Below are 20,225 nucleotides of genomic sequence, written 5' to 3'. Positions count from 1 at the left end.
GTGGCGCGGTGGCGCGGTGCCAGCCTATGCCGCGGCTCCGGCGTCGCCCACGTCGACGCGGCGGCAGTCGAGGTAAGAGCGCGACGCCGTGGGCCCGCGCTGGCCCTGGTAGCGCGACCCGGCTGCGCCTGCGCCGGCCGTGTGTGGGGCTCGGGAGGAACGCTGCAAGCAGACGACCGGGAGCGCGGTGGCGCGGTGCCAGCCTATGCCGCGGCTCCGGCGTCGCTCACGTCGATGCGGTGGAAGTTGAGGTAAGAGCGCGACGCCGTGGGCCCGCGCTGGCCCTGGTAGCGCGAACCGGATGCGCCCGCGCCGTAGGGGTTTTGCGCTGGGGAGGAAAGCTGGAAGAAGCAAAGCTGGCCCACCTTCATGCCCGGGTAGAGCTTGATGGGCATGGTGGCGGTGTTGGAGAGCTCGAGCGTTACGTGCCCGGAGAATCCCGGATCGATGAAGCCCGCGGTGGAATGGGTGAGTAGCCCCAGCCGGCCGAGCGAGGATTTACCTTCCAGGCGCGAGGCGATGGAATCGCCCAGAGTGACCTGCTCATAGGTGGAGCCAAGCACGAACTCCCCCGGATGCAAAACGAATTCGCCGTCCGCCGGCACTTCAACCAGGCGCGTGAGTTGCTCTTGCGGCAGGGCCGGGTCGATCACCGGGTAGCGGTGATTATCGAAGAGGCGGAAAAAGCGATCGAGGTGGATGTCGATTGACGAGGGCTGAATCATTTCCGGATCCCACGGATCGAGCCGAATATTTCCCTCGTCTACGTATTTGAGAATGTCTGTATCTGAAAGAAGCACGCTTAGATTCTGGCACGGTTAGGGCGCCAGCGGGGAATTTTCCGAGGATTTGACTTGCGCATCGGGGCGTGGCGACGCCACAAATGTGACGCGCCTCTTTTGCTCCCGGCCCGCCGAGGCGGTAAAGTTTTTCTTCAGTGCGAGACGCGCGGACCGCAGTCGACTCTGCAGGGCGAATAAGCAATGCAAAGAACATGGCGCGGTGCTTCGCGGGCGTAGTTCATCGGTAGAACGGCAGCTTCCCAAGCTGCAGAGGCGGGTTCGATTCCCGTCGCCCGCTCCACTTAGACGTCGAAAATGATAAGTAGGCGTTTGCGTTAGCGCGTACGCCCCAAGGGGGTCAAAGCGTTAGCGAGTGTATAGCGTGTTAGCTCTGACCTGCAGAAACGCTCCCCGAGCACTATCGCTTCGCTGCTGCCACGATTTCTGGGCATGAGAAAAGCCCGTCCGGCGCTCATGCGCGAACGGGCTAAAAATTTCCCTCTAACCTCCTACAGCTGAACCCTCACTACCTCACCAACTCGGAACACGAACCGGATCGTATCCTCGTCTACGATGGCGTGGTCGATGAGTGCGCTCCACTGGGCGGGGCGGAACTCGCTCACAGGTTCGCCTGCCAGATCGCCTAGGGCTGTGGTGACGGCGGCATGCTTGGCGGTGTTCGCTGCAATATCTGCCTCTAGGCTTGTTTTGCGTGCGAGTGTCTTACGGTAGGCAGTATCGAGCTCTGTGTACTTGTTTTGGTAGGCGTCTTGGTCGAGCGCGCGTTGCTGATTTTCGGCTATCAGTGCTTCGATCTGCTCAGTGAGTTCCACGATTTTTGTTTGGCAAGCGGCGGCTTGTTCTTCCATACGGCTCGTATCAAACATGGAGTCAAAGATTTGCAGTAGGTGGCTTTGCCGTGGCTGGCGGGCGATCAGTTGGTTGAGTGCTTGGACGAAAGCGTTCTTGATATCTTCGTCTTTCATAGTCGCGCTGCTGCAAGGGTGTTCGCCTGCGTATTTATGGTTGCATTGCCAGACTGTGTACTTATATTTCGTGTTCGACGCCCACGTTTTACGCCCATACCACGACCCACACTGCGCACACTTGAGCCGGGTGGAGAACAAGCCGACCTTCGCTGAGGATATGTTGGCATGCCTGGTGGCGAGTTCGTATTGCACCTGATCCCAGATACGCGGAGCAATAATCGGCTCGTGATTGCCTGTTACGTAGTATTGGGGTACTTCGCCTTCGTTGACCTTCATCTTCTTAGTAAGAAAATCGGTGGTGAATGTCTTTTGAAGCAGGGCATCGCCCTTATATTTTTCATTCGACAAGATCGAGCGCACTGTCGACGTTGACCACACTTCTTTCCCACGCGGGGTGAGGATCTTGCGGGCAGCAAGTTCGGTTTTGATCTCACTAATAGCCATCCCGTCAAGGAAAAGCTGGTAGATCAACCGGACAGTCGGTGCCTGGGTTTCATCGATGACGAGACTGCCATCCTCGCCTTTCTTATATCCGAGCAGCGACTTGTAGGGCACCATGACTTTTCCATCGGCAAAACGTTTCCTGTGTCCCCAGGTGACGTTTTCGGAGATAGATCGGGATTCTTCCTGGGCCAGGCTGGACATGATCGTGATGAGTAATTCGCCTTTGGCGTCAAAGGTGTAAATGTTTTCCTTTTCGAAGTAGACCTCCACGCCTGCGTCTTTGAGCTTGCGCACGGTGGTCAAGGAGTCGACGGTGTTGCGAGCAAACCGGGACACACTCTTGGTGAGGATCAGGTCGATTTTGCCTGCCAGGGCGTCATCGATCATGGTTTGGAATCCCTCACGGCGCTTCATAGAAGTGCCAGAGATACCTTCGTCGGCGTACATGCCCGCGAACTGCCAATCATTACGGGAATGAATGTAGGTGGTGTAGTAGTCGATTTGAGCCTCGTAGGAGGAGGTTTGTTCTTCCATCTCGGTAGAAACTCGCGCGTAGGCGGCGACCCTTCTGCGCGCCGGTACCCCAGATGAGGCTGCGGCAGATCGAACCTTCTTTGTCGCGGGTATCGCAGTGACCGTGCGACTCATGCCAACCTCCCCTCACTGGTTAAGCCCACCGGCGTCATAGTTCCATCCGCGAGGTGGAATGTGAGCTGGTGCGGGAAGGCTTCAATCATCACGATCTGCTCGCCAACCTGGACGGGGTCGAAACTTTGGGTGCCGAGCATGTCTGCGCAGGCGTGTTCGAGGAGTGTTTCGCGCAAGTTGTGCCCCCTACAGGGGTTGCCGTTCCCGGTGCAGGCACTCCAGCACCGCCAAAACTTATACGAGGTTCCAGACTTGTAGGTGCGGGTTTTGCGTTGATAGTTCTTCCCACACGCGCCACAGCAGATCCGCCCGGTGAACACGCCCGTGTTCTTTGACGGGGTCGCAGCCGGACCAATCTCACGCCGATAGGCGATTTCTGCTTGCACCGCGTCAAACACAGACTTATCGATGATGGGTGGGAGGGCTTGCTCAACCCAGTATCGCGGCAGCTCCCCGTCATTGAGGGCACGTGTGGGTGCTTGGATCGCAGGGCGGTACATTTTCTGCAGCATCTGGCAGCCCTTGTAGCGCTCATTTTCGAGCATGCGACGAAACACTGACCCGTAGAAGCGTCCTCCACCGCGCGAACGTACACCTTGACCATTGAGGATCGCGGCTGTCTTTTCCGGGCTGATCCCATCGAGATAATTGGCAAACAGTAGGCGCACAATCTTGGCTTCATCGTCAATGATGGTGAACTCGCCGTCTGCCCAGCTATAGCCGTAGACGACGAAGGAGTTTGTTCCACCGTTCTTGTACCGGTTACGGATCGCCCATTTGACGTTCTGGGACAGGGAATGTGATTCTTCTTGAGCAAACGACGCCAACAAGGTCAGCAGGAGTTCTCCGTCAGCGCTGAGGGTGTCGATGCGTTCGCGTTCGAAGCGCACGGCCACACCAAGGTCTTTCAGCTCACGAACCGTAGCGAGCAGGTCGACAGTGTTGCGGGCAAGGCGCGAGATCGATTTACACAACACAAGATCGATCTTTCCTGCTCTGGCAGCGTTCATCAGGTCGGCCAGGCCTTGCCGGGATTTCATCGAAGTGCCAGTAATACCCTCATCGGTGAACACGCCCGCATAGGCCCATCCGGGCGTGGACTGGATCAGGCGCGAATAATACGACACTTGCGCCGATAGGGATGCTAACTGCTCGACGGCGTTGGTTGAGACCCGCGTATATGCTGCCACGTTGACCAGTTTCGGGGTCGGCGGCCGAACTGGTGTAACCACACTAACCTGTGCCACGTTTTCTCCTTTCGTGTTAGGTCTATACACGCTCTAAAGGCGGTGTTTATCCAGTCGTTTCGCCCACAATCTGTGACTGATAGATCGGGCTCCACGCCTGGAACAACAACCGATAGACACGCCGATACTCTGCGGGGGTTAGCACTCCTCGACCTGCCAGCATGCTCAACGTGTGAGCGTCAGTAATGAAGGCGAGTTCTCGGGCGAATACCTCGGGCCTTGTCATCTGATCGACCGTGGTGGCGAGCGTGTTCATGAGCGCCCACCTCGGGTGCCAAAGCGAGCACGCACATAACAGGCGTGACAGCAATACTTTTGACCTGGCTTATCCACGATCACGAAGCGGTGCCCGCAGTGCGCACAGGTCTGCTTGCGCACGGGCTCGGTTTTCTGCCGATGCCGCCACGCTTTATGCCTGCAGGCGGGCGAGCAAAACCGAGCACGAGCACCTCCCCGAATAGGGCTGGCACACCAGCGGCACACCCGCTGGACCACCACTGAACCGGCCTCGAGATTTCGGCTGGTGCAGTATGAACGGACCTGGTCACGGGTCAAGGCGCAAAACTCGGCAATCGCTTTATACCCCCAGCCCGCTGTGCGCAGGTTACGGATACGTTCTTCTTCAATGTTCTTCACAGTGGGGTCACTCCCTTCACCCCACTGCCGACAAACCCGTATGTGTTAAATCCGCCCGTAAAATGACGAAAAGCCCCGCCACCACCCATGACGGGTAGCAGCGGGGCTAAGTTGCACAGTGGCGCGTGTGGTTAGTAGCCGAGCTTGGCGTTCACGCGCGCTTGCACCGCGCTGTAGAGGTTTCCGAGACGTCGTTTACGTTCCTCACCATTGCCGTACTCGCCACGGATCACGGCGTCAGCCAGCGCATCGATGTTGGGTGCGGCGGGCTTCGTGGCAGGCGTGTTGCCGGAGAGCTTTTCGTTGACTCGCTGTTGGATGGCGGCGTAGTTGGCTCCGAGGCGACGCTTACGTTCTTCACCGTTGCCGTAGTCGCCACGGATCACGGCATCGGCGAGAGCGTCGATGTCCGGTGTGGCTGGTGCTGGTGCTGGGGTGTTGCCGGTCATCTGGTCATACCAAGACTGTGCGCGAGCCATATAGGCGGCATGCTGACTGCCTGCCAGCGAGGCTGGGCATTCGGTCGAGGAGAAGTTCTTGTGACCGAACACGTTCTTCCCCCAGACCGGTCGGCCGAGACCGTAGAATTTACAGATTGCGGCCACGAGGTGTGCTCCGTTATCAAGGCACGCCTCGGATACAGTCCATGGATCACTGGTCATGTCGGCGTGTTCGATGCCAATACTGGTGGTGTTGGCTACCCAGTTTCCTGCGTGCCAGGCGGTGTCGCGGTCCCACACCAACTGACCTATGCGTCCGTCGGATTGGACTTGGTAGTGGGCGGAAGCTGGGCGGGTTTGCCAGACGTCGTAACATCCCTTGATGGTAAGGTTTCCGGCGTTGTGGTGGATGATGACCTTATCGATCCGTCTACCGTTCCTGCCGGGTGTGTAGTGCTTGTTCATGATGAGGTCGATGTCAGCCTCAAGCGCGAGCCAATTCTTCATCAGTGAATCTCCTTTGTGTTTTCAGTGGTCGTTTCGGTGAGTGAGGGTCTGGTGTCGGCGCGGTTCGCGATCGCATCCAAAGCTCCACGCATCTGGGCAGGCACAGGCAGACCCAAGCGGGTGGCGTTCTCAATCAGGGAGATGCCTTCGTTGGACAGGTAGAAGAAAATGACCGCCGCACGCAGCACGCCGGGCGCTCCGAGAATATGGACGTCGATCAAATGGGCGAGCCCGACGAGGGTGAAGATAAGGATCTTGCGGCTGATACCCCTGAAACCAACTGCGCTGGAGAGGCGGCGCTCTGAGATGGCGGCGAGCACCCCGGTGATGTAGTCGGCGATAGCGAAGACGATCAGGGCATAGACGAGGCCGTCGAGGCCTCCGAGGTAGGCGGCGAGCCATGCGCCGAGGCCTGCGAGGCCTGCTTGGGTGGTGTGCCAGATAGCGTGAATAGACATAAAGCGTGTTCCTTCCAGGGTGGGTGGGCAAATGAAAAATACCCCCACCCATCTGGGGTGAAGGCATCAAAAATTGGTGTAGCGCAGCGATTTACATAGTCGGGTCAGTCAAGACCTCCAAGATCGGCAGGCTCAAGTCGAAGGACGCCGCCTTGGGTGCTGGGAGTTCGTGGGTTTCGATGGCCTCTGCTGGTGGTGCAGGCGTTGTATCGGATTCAATTGGGACGATCGGCAACTGCACCTCATCGTCAGGCGTTGACTCATCAGCGGAGACTTCGGTGAGTTCTTTGCTCTTTTCTTCTTCGGCGCTCATGTGTTGTCCTTGGTGATCGCGTCGTAGAGAACGTCGTAGGCCTCGGCCGTTTCGCCAGACAGCTCACCGTCATAGCCATCAAGAAGTGTTTTCACGTCATTGTCGTGGCCGTCGTAGGTCGGGCCAGATACTTCAGCGATCGACGCGAGCAGGGCTTGGCGAGCTTCGAGGAATTCACTCGCTTTATCTGGGTCAGCGAGAGCAAAGGTGCCGTCGTTACCAAAGACTGGGCGACCCTGATCGTCAAGTGTTGCGAATTGGGTGACGAGGTCGTATTCGTCCTCCCCGAACCGAGCAATCGCTTCCTTCACTAGCGTGAGGAGTTTGGAGCGCGCCCTAGATTGAGCGGCTTTGAGCGGCATCCCAGCGAGTAGCTCGGCGACGGGTTGGAGGTGCTGGTTGGCGATCTTGATCTTCATCAGTGTTTCCTTTTACTTATGCGAGGTTGGTGGACATGGCCGATAATCCAGTGTTGGAGAAGTACCGCCACGTGATGTTCGATCCGGTTCCGGAGATGGATGTGATCCACCCCTGATTGAGCAGGCTGAGGATCGCGTTCATCCGCGACATCAAATCTTTGGTGCGGTCGAATAGGCGGGTCATGTTGTAATACGACCCATTGGTGACGACCATGACGTCGTAGGTGTGGAAGACGATCTTCGCCAGCCCATTGCTCGACGCCCACCCGGCGTAGGTGCCTTTCCCGGTGAGCGTGCAGTCTTGCAAGGTCACGTAGCGCGAGCCGGTGGTGTAGAACTTGTAGCCGTTGGTGCGCAAGTCAGCACCGAGATGAATGCCGGCCTTGCCGTAGAAGCGTCCCTTCGGATCCAGGGTGAGGCAGGTGTAGTAGGTGCCGCCGGAAACCGTCTGGTATGTCCAGGCCACATAGTCGCCTTGATAGGCGACCTGGTTGACGACGCCTTGCACGTCGGGCTTGTCCTTGTGGGCACGGCGTGCCATTTCCCCGATGTAGCGGGTGCCGTACCAGAATTTCATCCCGGAACTGGAGATTGTCCCTTCCAATGTCGAGCCGTTATACCAAGCGATCTGATACGGGGTGATGCGGATAGATTGCGTCCACCCGGCAAGACCTACTTGGATCGCGTTGGCTGCGAGCTTGTCTGCCGTAATCGAGCGCGCCCCAATCCGAGCCGCCGACAACGTCCCGGTGGTGATCTTCCCAGCATCCAGCGAAGCAATCTTGGCCGATGTGACCGCAGCGTCCTTGATCATCACGGACTGGATAAAACCGTTAGCGATCGTCAACTTGTCCGAGGTAATCGAACCGGCAGCGATCCGTGCCGCCGACAAGGTACCGGTCGTAATCTTCGACGCCGATAGACTGCCAACCTTCGCGTCCGTGATCGCGGCGTTGGCAATCATTGCGGTGGTGATGAACCCACTCGCGATCGTCAGCTTGTCGGAGGTGATCGAGCCGGCAGCAATCCGTCCAGCAGCGAGATAGCCGCTGGTGATCTTGGTTGCCGACAGTGAACTGATTTTCGCGTCGGTGATCGCGGCATCAGCGATGTGTGCGGTGCCGATGGCGGCGTCTGCGATGTGTGCTTGGCTGATCGCTTTCGGCCCGATCATCGCGGCACCGACCGGTGTTTGTTCCCATTGGTTGTTGGTGAGGATGTATTGGCGGGCGATCACTCCGTCGACGCGCACTTGCCACAGCGCACCCTCCGGTCGGCCAGCCGCGTCCGCTACGCTCGGGTCAACAACGGCAACCGTGATCCGCCCATCCGAGGTTACCGCGATGTCGTGGGCGTCCTGCGCCAGCTGGGTAGCACCAGCGGCTGCGGTCTTGGCCTGGTCAATCTCCACCTGCGCCGACGCCATCTGAGTGGCGACAGCATCGGCGGCGTTTTGTGCATTCTGGGCCGCAAGCAGGGCGTGGCCGACTTGTGTGCGGGCGGCATCGAGTTCCGCACCGAGCTGGGCATGATTCAGATCGGTGGCGAGTGCTATCCAGCCGGGCTGCCCGGTATCAGTGGGCCGGTAGATCCAGATCTCGACCTGTTCGCCATTTTGCCGGAACCACGTGTCACCCAGCTTGGCCTTGGCGGGCTGGATGCTGCCGTAGTGGTTGGTGTTCTTCCCATCCGCTGAAGCGAGTGCGAATCCTGCCGCATCCGACGCAGCCACCGCCGTATTGATGGCGGTTTTGACCTGCCGGGTGACAGACGTGAACTTCCGAGCAGTAGAACCCAGCTCAACGGAGATGTACTGGAGCGTGAGCGGGTTGTATTCGTAAGCGACCACCCGTGCCGTGAGCGCAATCCCAAGATCAGTGTGGCGGACGGTCACGGTATCGCCAATCTCGACGGTTTCGAGCCGTGCGAGGTCGGCGTATTCACGGGTGGTGGCGAGATCGACGAACCGCACCTTATACGAGCCCGACGGCTCATCGACATGTCTTGCGCTGAATTCTGCTGCAGCTAGTCGGCGCAGCTCAGAGTGGGCTTGGTCGAGTGGGAGTTCACCCTCACGCGGGTTGTCTTTGTCGGTGATGGCTTTGACTTGTCCGTAGCGGATGACGCGGATACGCGGCACCACATAATCACCCAACTTCGGACTATCGACATACAGTTCGGGTAGGAGTAGGCCGTCGTATCCGACTGGCAGAATCCGCGTCGCCACTGTTGAGAAGTCAATGGATGATTCAAAGCCGGTGAGGTTCTTCCGATCACGGATGACCACCCCGTGGTTGGCTCCGCGCATGGGCGTGTGATGGATCAGCCAATTATTACGCGTAATCTCGCCGCCCCAACGCGCAGCGAACGTGTTGTCCTCGCCCGCATCCATGAGAGCGGCGGCGATGGGCATGCGCACTATCCGCGCCGATGCCCTGGTCACCGTATCCGAGGAGGTAGCAGTAAACCCGTGCTTAGTGTTTGCCGCCCCAAGGATCTGGGTCAGTGCGCCTTTCGCGGTTTTGTTGACCACGTAGGTGTCGGCGATGAGGTTCGCAGCCAGATCATAGAAGACATGAAACGCGCTCACTTCGAGCATGCCGTCAAGGGTGGTGACAACCTCGCTAATACGGAACCCCTGATGTTGCTCCAGTCCTGGCACGGGCGCTGCCACAATGTTTTCCACTACGAGGTGCGTGGCTGAAGGGTCGTCTGCTGGGTAGGTGAAGGTCAGTGAGAATTCGCCACCTAGTTCTTCCGTCACGATCGGGTTGATGATCTCCCGATCCAAGACTCCTAGCCCGGTGGTGGTGAATGTGGTGGCGGTGCGGTCGTGAACCGTAATCATGAGAGGCCTTCCAGATAAAACACAACGACCACCCCACGAAGGGATGGCCATCGGAACTTGCGTGAGTTGGGTGTTAGGGGTTGCGCCAGTTCGGCGTGATCACGATCTTCGAAATACCCGCGCCGAGCGTGAGGCGATTGATCCCAGGCTTGAAGGTCGGGAAGGTTTCGGTGAGCGCATCGGTCTGGATTTTCCCGTGGGCGTGTGCGACGAGGCGTTCGCTGTCGAGCGTGACGGAACCTGCTGGCGAATTCACGTGATAGACGCGCGCATTGATCGTCAAAGACAACGTTCCGGTGCCAGTAACGGTGATGATCGGATCCGCATCGAGTAGGCCGGGGTTCGTGATCGTCCCAGATGCAGTGAGCGTTACTGGATTCAATCCCTCGGTCAGGTAAGTGAAGGGCTGGCAGGTGAGCCGCGCGGTGAAGAACCCCCACCCCGATAGCTCCCGGCGCAGTTCGCTCACTTCGCAGTGCTTAACCTTGCGGTAAACACCAGGCTCGGCAGTCAACGCAATCGTCGAAGAGCCCGTCAGCTCGTGAGCAGCCTGCCGATACTGGTGGAGCCCGTCACGAACAGGAACGGCGAGCTCAAGCTCGATCTCGGTATCCTCCCAGCCCGTGAAGCGCGTGAGGGTTCCTGCTCTGCCTTCGACCTCAATATCATCCACCGCACGGACGGCTGCGGGAATCGCCACCGGCGCCGTGAGTCGCAGACCGAGCGACGCCGAAGTCTCCGCGCTGTTCAGCGTGAAACCAAACATGATCAGTAGCCTCCTGCCATCACGGTCTGCCGCCGATCGAGGCGTGCGAGTTGTTTGTCAAGAGCAGGTGCGAGTTTGCCAACCAGCGTCCCATCCGAGAGCTTCACGCTAATGTCCAGCGAGGACAGGATGCGTTTCGCCGTTGCGTCCACGATCCCAGCGACATCCACACGCTCTGCCGCTTCATCAGTACTTCGCTGAGATACAGTCACGGGTTGTGGGGTGAGGTCAACGCTCGGCACTTGCAGGTCTGCCACCGCCTCGATCGGCACGGCCAGCCCGTCCTCAAGGTCGGCGAAGGCGTCTATCGTGTCGCGCGCGAGCCCTGAAGCTGCGGTGACAGCCTTGTTGCCGTCCGTGCGGATGGAGCCTGCGAGGCCTTCGACAAGCATCCGTCCTGCCCAGGCCATCTTGCGTGACGGTGAGTGGATGCCGAAGAAGCCAGTGATGGAGTCCCAAATACCTGATGCCCAGTTCGAGACCGAATTCCACAGCCACCCCGCTAAGGATTGGATACCGTTCCACAGGCCGTAGACGAGGTTTTTGCCCGCCTGGGCCATCGCTGAGACGCCCTGACCAACAGCAGACACAATCCCAGAAATAATCGATGGGATTGCTGCGACGATTGTGGAAATAATCTGCGGCAGGTTTCGTACCAACGCGGTCAAGAGTTGGATGCCTGCTTGGACGAGTTGCGGGATCGCCCCACCAATCGCCGACACAATAGCTCCGATAATCTGCGGGAGCGCGGCCACGATAGTCGTAATGATCTGCGGCAACGCCCCAATCAAAGCCGTCAGTAGCTGGATCCCTGCGTCGATGAGTTGCGGGATTGCGCCGACCACGCCGCTGACGATCGCGGTAATAATCTGTGGGAGTGCTGCGACAATCGCTGTGATGATCTGAGGCAGCGCCCCGATCAAGGCGGTGAGTAGTTGGATTCCTGCTTCGATGATCTGCGGGATCGCCCCCACAAGGAACGTGACAATCCCGGTGATGATCTGTGGGAGGGCTTCGATGATCACGGGAATGGCAGCGATCAAGCCTTCGGTAAGTCCGGTGATGAGCTGCAACGCCGCATCAAGAAGCAACGGGAGGTTGTCGACCAGACCCTGTACCAAAGCCATGAGCATCTCCACCGCCGCAGGAACCAGTTCCGGTAGTGCTTCGCCGATACCAGAGACCAGTGTGGCGATGATCTGTATCGCCGCCTCCAACAGGGACGGCAACGCTTCGATGATTGCCTCGACCAGAGCGATAATCAACGTCACCGCCGTCTCGGCCACTTGTGGCAACACCTTGATAATGCCTTCAAGGAGCGCGGTCAAAATGCTCATGCCGGTCTCGACCACCATAGGTAGTTGCTCAGCAATAAAACCAAGTGCTTCTTGCAATACGCTACCGAGGGCGTCGATCAACGCTGGCGTGCCGCCTTCTTCAAAAGCTGTCGTGAGTTCGTCGATCCAGCCGTTCACCATGGGAAGGACTGACCCAGCCAACGCCTCGCTTAATCCGCCAGCCAGCAAGCCTTTGAGGTTTTCGATCCCGTCCTGCATTGTCGCGAGCTGACCAGAGAAGGTCTTGGATTGGGCGTCCATAGCCCCGTAGAAACGCCCGCCCTCGCTAGTGGCAGACGCAAAGGCGTCAGCGACCATATCAGCCGAAATAGCACCCTTCGCCATATCTTCTTTGAGTTCACCAATACTCTTGCCGGTCTTACGCGAGATTTCCTCCAGGGGGTTGAATCCGGCGTTGATCATCTGCAGCAAGTCCTGACCCGTGAGCTTGCCGGTCGAAGACATTTGAGCGAAGGCGAGTGTCAAGGACTCCATCTTCACCGCGTCACCTTGGCTAATGTCGCCGATTTCGTTCAGGTGCTTTTTCGCATCCTCCAAGCTCATGCCAAAGCTCAGGAGGGTTTGCATGTTGCCCGCAAGATCCTCCATACCAAACGGAGTCTTCGCCGCCTCAACCTTCAAATCATTCACAAGCTGCTGAGCCTTGGCTTGATCACCAAGCATCGTCGTGAAGCTTGTGGAGTATTGCTCCATACGCGCGTTGTACTCCACGCCCTCCTTCAAGGCTCCAGCCATGCCGCGACCAATACTGGCGATCGCATGCCCGATACCCTTCACCCCGGCGAGGATCGCTTCGGAGGCAAGGTTGGCTTTCAACACGTCGCCGAAAATGCGGGTCTTGGAGCTGGTGGTGTCCATCTCGTCACCGAGATCATCCACCGCGCCCTCAAGACGTCCTGCGTCCTTTGCCGCGCCCTTGGCATCATCGCCCGCACCGTCCGCCTCGTTCCCGAAATCAGAGAGGGCGTCGTTGTTGGCTTTGAGTTCGCTTTCGAGGCGGTTGAGCTCCGCGCCTGCGTTGTTGAGCTGGATCTGCCAATTCTTCGTCCGCGAATCATTCTCACCAAACGACGAGGCAGAGTTTTCGAGTGCGGCGCGTAGGGTCTCAATCTTGGCTTTTTGAGCTTCGATTTCTTTGCCGAGTACTTGGTTGCGGGCGGTGAGGGCTTCGGCGGACTTGTCGTTCTTATCAAAAGACGAGGCGACCAGTTTCATCTCACTGCCGAGAACACGCATCTCACGGTTAATATCCGTAATCGCGCGCTTGAACTCACGCTCACCCTCAAGCCCGATCTTCAAACCAAACGAACTGTCAGCCATAGGTCTGTATTCCTTCGCGTTGCTGGGGCTTAAAATTGGCTAGAGGATGAGGAGGAATCGTGTGGGCCAATGTTGTAACTAATCGCCGGTGGGTATGGCCGTTGTTTGCTTTACTCGTCATCGGTACGGTCGTTTTCGCTGTTTTGTGGATGAGCGGTGTCGTGCATCCCGTCACGGGCATCGCTAATGCAGCAGGTTTCGCAATATGTGCGATCGGGCTTGCAGCGTGGCACCTTGCCACTCGTGGTTTGCAGCGATGAGCACTCCGGTACTTTTCCTTCACGGACTCGGTGAGACCCCGCAAGCCTGGAATGGTGTCATCAACGAGTTCGAGAGCATTGACGCGCTCACGCCCACTGTTGTCGATCAGCCATCAGGAACGCCATGGTCGTTACATGAGCGCACGGACGAACTCGCCGCATCACTGAATGATCCAGTCGACGTGGTTGGGCTATCTCTTGGCGCGGTGATGGGTCTTGATCTGGCTATATGGCACCCGCACATGGTTCGCTCCCTGTTTCTTTCAGCTCCTCAAGCACGCCCGCCTAAAGTATTGATGCGCATTCAAAGCGTTCTAATGCGAGTCTTGCCTGAGCGTCTCGTGTGCCCACCACAGATTTCCAAGCAACAGTTGCTGGAAATCCTGCGTCAAATATCAGCCATTGATTTCGAGCCAGAGCTTGGAAATATCACGGTTCCAACAACGATTGCGTGCGGCTCGAAAGACCGTGCGAATCTTCCTGCCGCCCGCACCATCAGCCAACAGATCCCGCCAGCCCGCCTCATCGTTGTGCCAGACGCGGGTCATCAATGGCATCAATCAATGCCCACAGAATTCGCTCACGAACTAAAAACCCACTGGAACAACATCTAAATCCCAGCGGGGATGACGTCGTCGATGAACCATTGACGTAGCGGTTGGGCTCTGCCGGTCTCTAACCGCCAGCAGTCGACCAGATCCAAGAGTTCCCCGAACACGGTTAAGCCCACCTCCACTTGGCTGAGGTGAAGGTGAGCCATGCCGATATATGTCAGCCGCATGAACACAGCCTGATCGTTGTCGACTACGCGTCCGCTGCTGGTGCTTTTGGGGCTGACCCGGTCAGGATGTCTCGGCGTGTGCCTCGTTGGAGGGCTTCAGTAATCGCGCCGCGATAATCCGCCAGATCAGCAGGCACAGTGAGTAGTTCAACCTCGTCCTCGGTCAACTCTGGGCGCTTGTCGTCTGGGTGGCGCAGGTTGTGGATCTGGATGGACTGGTTAGCCAGCAGCGTGATCAACCAAATCACCTCACCGAGCGTCTTGCCCAGATCGTCGGAGATTTCCAGGGCGTTACCCAGGTGTTCGAGCCCGCCGTAACGCTCAGCAATTAGACGTGTGGCTTTCGTCGTCAAGACAAGCTCGCAGTCGGTACCGCCGATGCTGACAGTGGCGGAGCGTCCAGGTTCGACAACTGATTCAGTCTTCTTCTTGGTTGTCATGGCTCATGCTCCTTAGGCTTCAGATGTGGTGCTGGCGGGTTCATAAACTTGCGCATACCAGTTCGTGATCGTCTCGGGCTTGACGCCGGTGCCGCCCTCTAGCACTTCGGCCTTCCACGGATGACGCCCCTTACTATCGGGTTTGTTACGCCGCAAAATCGTGCCCTCAATCGAGGGTGTCGAGAACGTAATCGAGTCTGCCTTAGTGGCCAACGTTTCTGTTGGGAGGGCGAAGTTGACCCGGTACAGCCAGAAATACTGATACTTCCCCGTAGAGCGTGCGGCTCGGAAACCGATCGCCACGGGAGCCCCGCCATCTTCTGAGGCGGAGATGAGTACGCCGTTTGCATCCACGCTCGCCCCAGTGAGGGCTGCGGCTGCTTCACCACCCAGGTCGTCGATACCCAAAGTCAGGGTGCCGGATTTGAATTCCTTGACAATCTCGGATGGACCGTCATCGGCATACAGGATTGCCTCGGCGACCTCAACACTGAGTTCTGCGCTGATGGCTTTGGCGAGGGGTTTGGGTGTGGCGTAGGTTTCCTCGCCCGTGTCGGGGTTTTCAGTGATGGTGGCGTAGTAGAGCTTGTCTAAACCAATAGTCGCCATGAGAAATTCTCCTTATCTGTAGGTGTGGTGGGTTGCGACGTCTATCGCGTAATGGTGAAATCCAGTGTCATTTTCGAAGCCGACATAGGTACGGGCAGTGATCGTCAGTCCAGTGTCGAGTAGGGCGCGGGTAATGCGGTTACGTAGGTCGAGGTAGTTTCCGCGAGTGAAGAGTGCGAGGCGGACTTCCTCAACCTCAACGCTGGGTTGGTTATCGGCGAACACGTCCAGCACATCCGTCAGCGGGGTTGCCACCAGATACGTCTGCGGCGCAGGCGTTGCCGTGTAGAGACCGACCTCGAACGGCAGGCCGAGCTTGTCAGCAATCTGCGTGAGTTGTTCCAATAATGCGGTCATGGCCCCACCTGCTCAATGCGCGCTGTGAGCGCTGTTTTCATGGCTTCGATCGCACCACGCCGCGTTTGCGACCGTGTGGGTGCAAGGAACGGGCGTGCAGGCTGATCACTACGGCCGTGTTCGAGGACGTTGGCGATCAACGCATTCGCTCTGTCGTCGCGGCGGTTCTCGGCGAAGCCGACCTTAATGTTGTGATCACCTTTGTTGTTTACTTTCACCGAGGTCGTACCAAGCGCGCTGAGTAGTTGCCCTGTTGAACGCGAGGGCTGCTTGGTGGCACGTCCGATCGCGCCCGTGAGGTTGGCTCGCATTCGCGGCTCAACCACCGCGGCTCCCGCCTCCAGCACCTCATCAGCAGAGGTTTCGAGCACACGGCTGGCAGCATCAAGAGAATCAATAAACGCGTTCGGCAAGCGAATCTGCACTCGAGCCATGACTATCTCCCTTCAGGGGTTATCTGGTGGGCGAGAATCTCGACATACCTGCCGATCACCTCAACTGCGTCAATCACATACCGCCCATCCGGGCCACTGATCTCCATATCAGTGGTCACGGACAGTCCGGGAAAAGATCTGATGCGGAAGAGGACGTCAGCCTTTGAGTACGCTGCCCGGTTCACCCACGCGCTCGATGCGTGCCGCACCTCGATCTGCGCCCGCACCGTCGCCTTCACTTCATCGCGCGTGGTGGTGAACCCCGCCTTATCCCGAACAACCGTCGGCTGGATGAGGTCGATGGTGGTGCGCATGGATCCCAAAGAAGCCATTGGTCTACACCTTCCAATCCCGGTCCAGGCGCAGCAGATTGTTCACCGCGTTCCATACCGCCCGAGCCGCATCCGGTTTATCGGCCCAAAAGCCTGCCGTCGAACCATCACGCGACTCATAAAGATGGGAGGCGAGCATGACAATGCCCTGCCTGGTTGCCCCGCTCATTTCATTCTTTTCGTAGTGGTTTTCGGGCAGGTGCTGGAAGGAGCAGGCGTAGGAGGTGGCCGCATTCACCAATGCGACAAGCAGCTTGTCGTCATCGTCGAAGGTGATGAGCAGGTTCGCCTTCACCTGCGAGGTAAGCTCTGTTGTGGTCATTGCGGCCACCTCCTCTCAGTGTGTAGAACCGCTGGTTATGCGGATGCCTTTTGGGTGAGCAGCTTGACTGCTTCAGGCAGGACGAGCTTGCCGTCCAGTCGCTGGGATGCGAGGAATCCGACCTGTCCGGTGGTGGCGAACAGTTCGTTGAGCCGCTTAAAGGAGCGGCCCTGCCGGTCGGCGATCCAGTAGTACGACACATCACCGAAGGCCACCGTTGATGCACCTGCCTTGATCTCCGGAACGAACGTGCTCGTGTGGACGGGGCGGCCGAGAACCAGGTCTGGTGTTCCTGCGGTCAGGGCAGGTTGCCACAGATATTGACCGTTGCCGTCCTTGAGCTTGCGGATTGTTTTCACGGTGGAGTCGTTCATGAGCCACACTGCGTTCTTGCGGTACGGGCCGCGCAGGGCGTAGTGCAGGTCGATGAGCTCATCAGCGGTAATGTCGGTGGCCTTGCCCGTGGTCACCGCCTTCTCGCCACCGCCGGAGGCTGCGAAGATGCCGGTGGGTTTGCCCTTTCCGTCTCCGGTGAGGAAGGCTTCTTCTTCAGCCGCGCCGATACGGCGAGCAAACTCAGCTGCTAGGTACTGCTCGACATTAAACGCGCTGTCATTGAGTAGCTCTTCGCTGATTTTGAGGAAGGTGCCGAGCTTAAACGCACTCAATGTGACCTGCGTGAAGGCTTCATCGGATTCGGTGTACGGCTTGCCTTCATCGAGCCACCCGGCAGTGCCATGGGTAGAGACGACTGGGATCTTCCGATCCCCGCTGGTGGTTTGAATGACCTTGGCCAGGCCGCGCATGATGTTCTGATCCGCCAGTGCCGCCACGAGGGTGTGTTCGAACTCGTCCGGGACGAGGTAGCCGCCCTCAGTATCGACGCCTTCGGAGAGGGCGTTGCGTACTTCCATCGGAGAAGCGTTGAGCCGCATGGCATCCCAGAAGGCTCGCTTATAGGAGGATGTAGCGCGTGGGGTTGTGTGCTTGACCTCGTCATTGTCGGGGTTGATGCCTGGCATTGAGGTGAGCGGTGTGTTGGTTGCCTTAGCGAGGTCGGCGTCGCGGCGCAGGGCACGTTCAGAACGGGCAATCTCGTTGGTGAGACGATCGATTTCGGCTTCCATCTTCGCGTAAGCCTGATCATCTTCAGCAGACAGGCAACCGGTTGTGGTGTCGCGGCGCTCGTCAAGGAATGCCTTCGCCTTCTCCCAAGCATCTGCGCGCTTGGTGCGAAGGTCAGAAACAGTCATAGGGGTTGTCATGGGTGTTGGTCCTTTCAGTGGGGTTGGTTCGCTAGTTCGGCGTACAAATCGAGAACCCGCCGACCAACAGGCACGGCGGGTTGAATGGTTGGGAGTGGTGGACGCACTCGCTTCGACGGAGGTGGCGGTGATGTGGCGGTCAGGTGTGCGACGAGCTTTTGTTCGGAGGCGCGGCGGGAAAACACCGTGCCTTGTCCCGCGTTCTTGGGTGGAAACGGCAGGCGCTTCGGATCTTCATCCTCGTCGTCTTCGTCGGGTTCGTCTGGTGACTCGGCCTCGTCCTCATCGTCATCCGGCTCGTTGTCCGGCTCAATCGCAAACATTGGGTCGCGTTGGTTGGTGAGGAGTTCGTCGGCGAAACCCATGTCGATCGCAGCCCGCGCATCCATCCACGTCTCAGCGTCCATGAGCTTGGACAGCTTCGCCCGACTCAGGTTCGTCTTCTCCTGATATGCATTCAGAATCGATTCTTTGACCGAATCAAGCATGCTCATCGCACGTGCGAGTTCGTCCTTATCGCCAACCGCCATGGTGGCCGGGTTATGAATCATCAACATCGACACCGGGCTCATGGCAACCTTCGTGGCGGCCATCGCGATCACAGACGCGGCCGATGCGGCGATACCGTCGATATTGACGGTCACCTCGCCTGGGTAGTCGATGAGCATGTTGTAGATCTGCGCCGCAGCCACCACATCACCACCCGGGCTGTTGAGCCAGATCGTCACCGGCCCCGACCCAGCGTTCAACTCGCTGGCGAAGATGCTGGGTGTGATGTCGTCATCGAACCAGGATTCTTCAGCGATCGTGCCGCTAATGCGCAAAACCCGGACTGCATCTGCGTCCGGGTCAGTTGATGGCTCTGGTGTGAGCCAGTTCCAAAAACGTCTCATATCCTCCTCCTTACAGAAGATTCACTCATAGGTTCCTCAGCCGGTTCAGGCTCCGATTCAGACCCGGTTGTCTGCGCGTATGCACCTGCGAGACTGAGCGGGAGCATGTTCCCGTTGACGAGGTAGAGGTCGCCGCCAGCCTCGGGACTGATGCGATCGAGGTTTTCTAGTTCGCGGATATCGTTGGCGCTCATCCAGCCGTTTTGCCTTGCCACCGCATAACCATTCATTCGGGATTCGTAATCCCCACGTAGCAAGCCTTCGAGGTTGAACTTCACATACACGCCAGGTTTTTCACGCGAGCTGAGGAGTGTTTTGGTGATGGCCTGTTCCCACCGGATCACCCACGGGTCCAACGTGTACTTCACAAACTCCAACGACTGCTGCTCAATATTGGAAAACGAGGATTTTTCGAGGTCGCCGATCATGTGCGGGGGTATGCGGAAGATTCGAGCAATTTCGTTGATCTGAAACTTCCTCGTTTCAAGGAATTGAGCTTGTTCTGGGCTGACGGAGATGGGCGTGTATTTCATGCCTTCCTCGAGCACAGCGATCTTGTTCCCGTTGCGGGCTCCGCCGAACGTGGACTGCCAGGACTCCCTAACGCGCGCGGGGTCTTTGATCGTTCCCGGATGCTCCAACACACCACCAGGTGCAGCACCGTTAGCAAAAAACGATGCGCCGTAGTCTTCTGTTGCTTGGGCGAGGCCGATGGCATTCTTTGCCATCGCAATCGGGCTATAACCAACCAGCCCGTCAAAGCCCAACCCTGGAATGTGCAGCACCTCGCGCGCCGAGAGTCGCACCGTGTCGAAGCGTCCAGCTGGTTCGTCCCAGGTGCGCTGATACTCGTAATAGAGTCGCCCAGCCTCGTCGCGCCCCACCATCATCCGGTTCGGCATCAACGGATACAAACCAATCACTTCATCTTTACCGTTGCGCAGCACTTGGGCGAACGCATTACCCCAAAGAAGCAAATGCGTCATCAGAGTTTCCCTAAAGACAAAGGATGTCATTTCAGGGTTCGGCTCATCATGCAACAGCCGGTATAAGGGATGGTCGAGCGCCTTCACCTTCGCCCCATCACTGCTCTGCTGGTAAACATGCAACGGCAGACCCGCGATAGCTTCAGCCAAAATCCGCACGCATGAGTAGACGGCGGTCATTTGCATCGCGCTGCGTTCTGTCACCGGACGGCCAGAGCTCGTTGCCCCGAAGAAAAAGCTGTAGCCAGAGCTGATCGCGTGATCGTCAGCGGAGCGGGTGGTGTCGCCACGCAGCCAATTCAGAAAACTCATGCGGTGTCCTTTCACATGTAGAATTGGAATATGAAAGCGCCCTCAAAACAGTCGTGGGC

Annotated in this window: 21 protein-coding genes and 1 tRNA gene; 2 read left to right on the top strand and 20 right to left on the bottom strand. The window is 58.1% G+C overall.

The features are described from left to right. Positions 1-203: 203 nt before the first annotated feature. Positions 204-800 carry a dCTP deaminase gene (dcd, locus tag BN2664_RS07945; protein WP_007000723.1) on the bottom strand — a complete coding sequence of 199 codons (597 nt, stop codon included), beginning with the start codon at positions 798-800 and terminating at the stop codon, positions 204-206. A gap of 209 nt (positions 801-1,009) precedes the next feature. Here dcd and BN2664_RS07940 point away from each other — a divergent pair. Next, positions 1,010-1,083 (top strand) — tRNA-Gly (locus BN2664_RS07940). A 208-nt stretch (positions 1,084-1,291) separates the two neighbouring features. Here BN2664_RS07940 and BN2664_RS07935 read toward each other — a convergent pair. From BN2664_RS07935 to BN2664_RS07890, 9 genes are all read right to left on the bottom strand, one after another. Next, on the bottom strand, positions 1,292-2,863 hold the full coding sequence (locus BN2664_RS07935; RefSeq protein WP_007000724.1) for a recombinase family protein: 1,572 nt from the start codon (positions 2,861-2,863) through the stop codon (positions 1,292-1,294). Further along, positions 2,860-4,110, bottom strand: a complete 1,251-nt coding sequence (locus BN2664_RS07930; RefSeq protein ID WP_007000725.1) for a recombinase family protein — start codon at positions 4,108-4,110, stop codon at positions 2,860-2,862. Before BN2664_RS07930 ends, BN2664_RS07935 begins: the two co-directional genes overlap by 4 nt. A gap of 767 nt (positions 4,111-4,877) precedes the next feature. Next, positions 4,878-5,693, bottom strand: a complete 816-nt coding sequence (locus BN2664_RS07920; RefSeq protein WP_007000727.1) for an N-acetylmuramoyl-L-alanine amidase — start codon at positions 5,691-5,693, stop codon at positions 4,878-4,880. Continuing rightward, on the bottom strand, positions 5,693-6,151 hold the full coding sequence (locus BN2664_RS07915; protein WP_007000728.1) for a phage holin family protein: 459 nt from the start codon (positions 6,149-6,151) through the stop codon (positions 5,693-5,695). Before BN2664_RS07915 ends, BN2664_RS07920 begins: the two co-directional genes overlap by 1 nt. 91 nt (positions 6,152-6,242) lie before the next feature. Beyond that, positions 6,243-6,464, bottom strand: coding sequence for a hypothetical protein (locus BN2664_RS07910; RefSeq protein ID WP_007000729.1), 222 nt, complete (start codon positions 6,462-6,464; stop codon positions 6,243-6,245). After that, positions 6,461-6,883 carry a DUF1617 family protein gene (locus BN2664_RS07905; protein ID WP_007000730.1) on the bottom strand — a complete coding sequence of 141 codons (423 nt, stop codon included), beginning with the start codon at positions 6,881-6,883 and terminating at the stop codon, positions 6,461-6,463. Before BN2664_RS07905 ends, BN2664_RS07910 begins: the two co-directional genes overlap by 4 nt. 16 nt (positions 6,884-6,899) lie before the next feature. Next, on the bottom strand, positions 6,900-9,731 hold the full coding sequence (locus BN2664_RS07900) for a phage tail spike protein (protein WP_007000731.1): 2,832 nt from the start codon (positions 9,729-9,731) through the stop codon (positions 6,900-6,902). Between the two features lie 73 nt (positions 9,732-9,804). Continuing rightward, the gene (locus tag BN2664_RS07895; protein ID WP_007000732.1) at positions 9,805-10,497 is read right to left on the bottom strand and encodes a hypothetical protein; all 693 of its coding nucleotides are present in this window, start codon (positions 10,495-10,497) and stop codon (positions 9,805-9,807) included. A gap of 2 nt (positions 10,498-10,499) precedes the next feature. Next, positions 10,500-13,175, bottom strand: a complete 2,676-nt coding sequence (locus BN2664_RS07890) for a phage tail protein (RefSeq protein WP_007000733.1) — start codon at positions 13,173-13,175, stop codon at positions 10,500-10,502. Between the two features lie 256 nt (positions 13,176-13,431). Here BN2664_RS07890 and BN2664_RS07885 point away from each other — a divergent pair, with 256 nt between their 5' ends. Continuing rightward, positions 13,432-14,049 carry an alpha/beta fold hydrolase gene (locus BN2664_RS07885; protein ID WP_040316952.1) on the top strand — a complete coding sequence of 206 codons (618 nt, stop codon included), beginning with the start codon at positions 13,432-13,434 and terminating at the stop codon, positions 14,047-14,049. On the opposite strand, the gene BN2664_RS09215 is transcribed toward BN2664_RS07885, so the two are convergent. From BN2664_RS09215 to BN2664_RS07840, 10 genes are read right to left on the bottom strand one after another with little or no spacing between them, the layout of a single operon-like run. Then, positions 14,046-14,216: a hypothetical protein gene (locus BN2664_RS09215; RefSeq protein ID WP_007000736.1), complete on the bottom strand. Its 171-nt coding sequence runs from the start codon at positions 14,214-14,216 to the stop codon at positions 14,046-14,048. The genes BN2664_RS07885 and BN2664_RS09215 overlap by 4 nt on opposite strands. A gap of 23 nt (positions 14,217-14,239) precedes the next feature. Further along, the gene (locus tag BN2664_RS07880; RefSeq protein WP_007000737.1) at positions 14,240-14,656 is read right to left on the bottom strand and encodes a hypothetical protein; all 417 of its coding nucleotides are present in this window, start codon (positions 14,654-14,656) and stop codon (positions 14,240-14,242) included. 12 nt (positions 14,657-14,668) lie between these two features. Next, positions 14,669-15,265, bottom strand: a complete 597-nt coding sequence (locus BN2664_RS07875) for a major tail protein (protein ID WP_007000738.1) — start codon at positions 15,263-15,265, stop codon at positions 14,669-14,671. A 12-nt stretch (positions 15,266-15,277) separates the two neighbouring features. Beyond that, positions 15,278-15,622, bottom strand: coding sequence for a hypothetical protein (locus BN2664_RS07870; protein WP_007000739.1), 345 nt, complete (start codon positions 15,620-15,622; stop codon positions 15,278-15,280). Beyond that, positions 15,619-16,056 (bottom strand): HK97-gp10 family putative phage morphogenesis protein, encoded by a 438-nt coding sequence (locus tag BN2664_RS07865; protein ID WP_007000740.1) that lies wholly within the window; start codon positions 16,054-16,056, stop codon positions 15,619-15,621. The genes BN2664_RS07870 and BN2664_RS07865 overlap by 4 nt, the downstream gene beginning before the upstream one ends. Positions 16,057-16,058: 2 nt before the next feature. After that, entirely contained in the window at positions 16,059-16,388 is a 330-nt protein-coding gene (locus BN2664_RS07860; protein WP_007000741.1) for a phage head completion protein, read from the bottom strand. A gap of 4 nt (positions 16,389-16,392) precedes the next feature. Next, on the bottom strand, positions 16,393-16,710 hold the full coding sequence (locus BN2664_RS07855) for a head-tail connector protein (protein ID WP_007000742.1): 318 nt from the start codon (positions 16,708-16,710) through the stop codon (positions 16,393-16,395). Between the two features lie 35 nt (positions 16,711-16,745). Further along, positions 16,746-17,975, bottom strand: coding sequence for a phage major capsid protein (locus BN2664_RS07850; protein ID WP_007000743.1), 1,230 nt, complete (start codon positions 17,973-17,975; stop codon positions 16,746-16,748). Between the two features lie 14 nt (positions 17,976-17,989). Next, entirely contained in the window at positions 17,990-18,868 is an 879-nt protein-coding gene (locus BN2664_RS07845; RefSeq protein WP_004012032.1) for a head maturation protease, ClpP-related, read from the bottom strand. After that, complete coding sequence (locus BN2664_RS07840) at positions 18,865-20,166, bottom strand: phage portal protein (RefSeq protein WP_004007612.1); 1,302 nt, start codon at positions 20,164-20,166, stop codon at positions 18,865-18,867. Before BN2664_RS07840 ends, BN2664_RS07845 begins: the two co-directional genes overlap by 4 nt. Positions 20,167-20,225 lie beyond the last annotated feature (59 nt).

Source organism: Actinobaculum massiliense (assembly GCF_001457435.1).
Classification (GTDB): Bacteria; Actinomycetota; Actinomycetes; order Actinomycetales; family Actinomycetaceae; genus Actinobaculum; species Actinobaculum massiliense.
The sequence above is the reverse complement of the archived record's forward strand: the minus strand, read 5'-3'. Positions and strand labels throughout refer to the sequence as shown.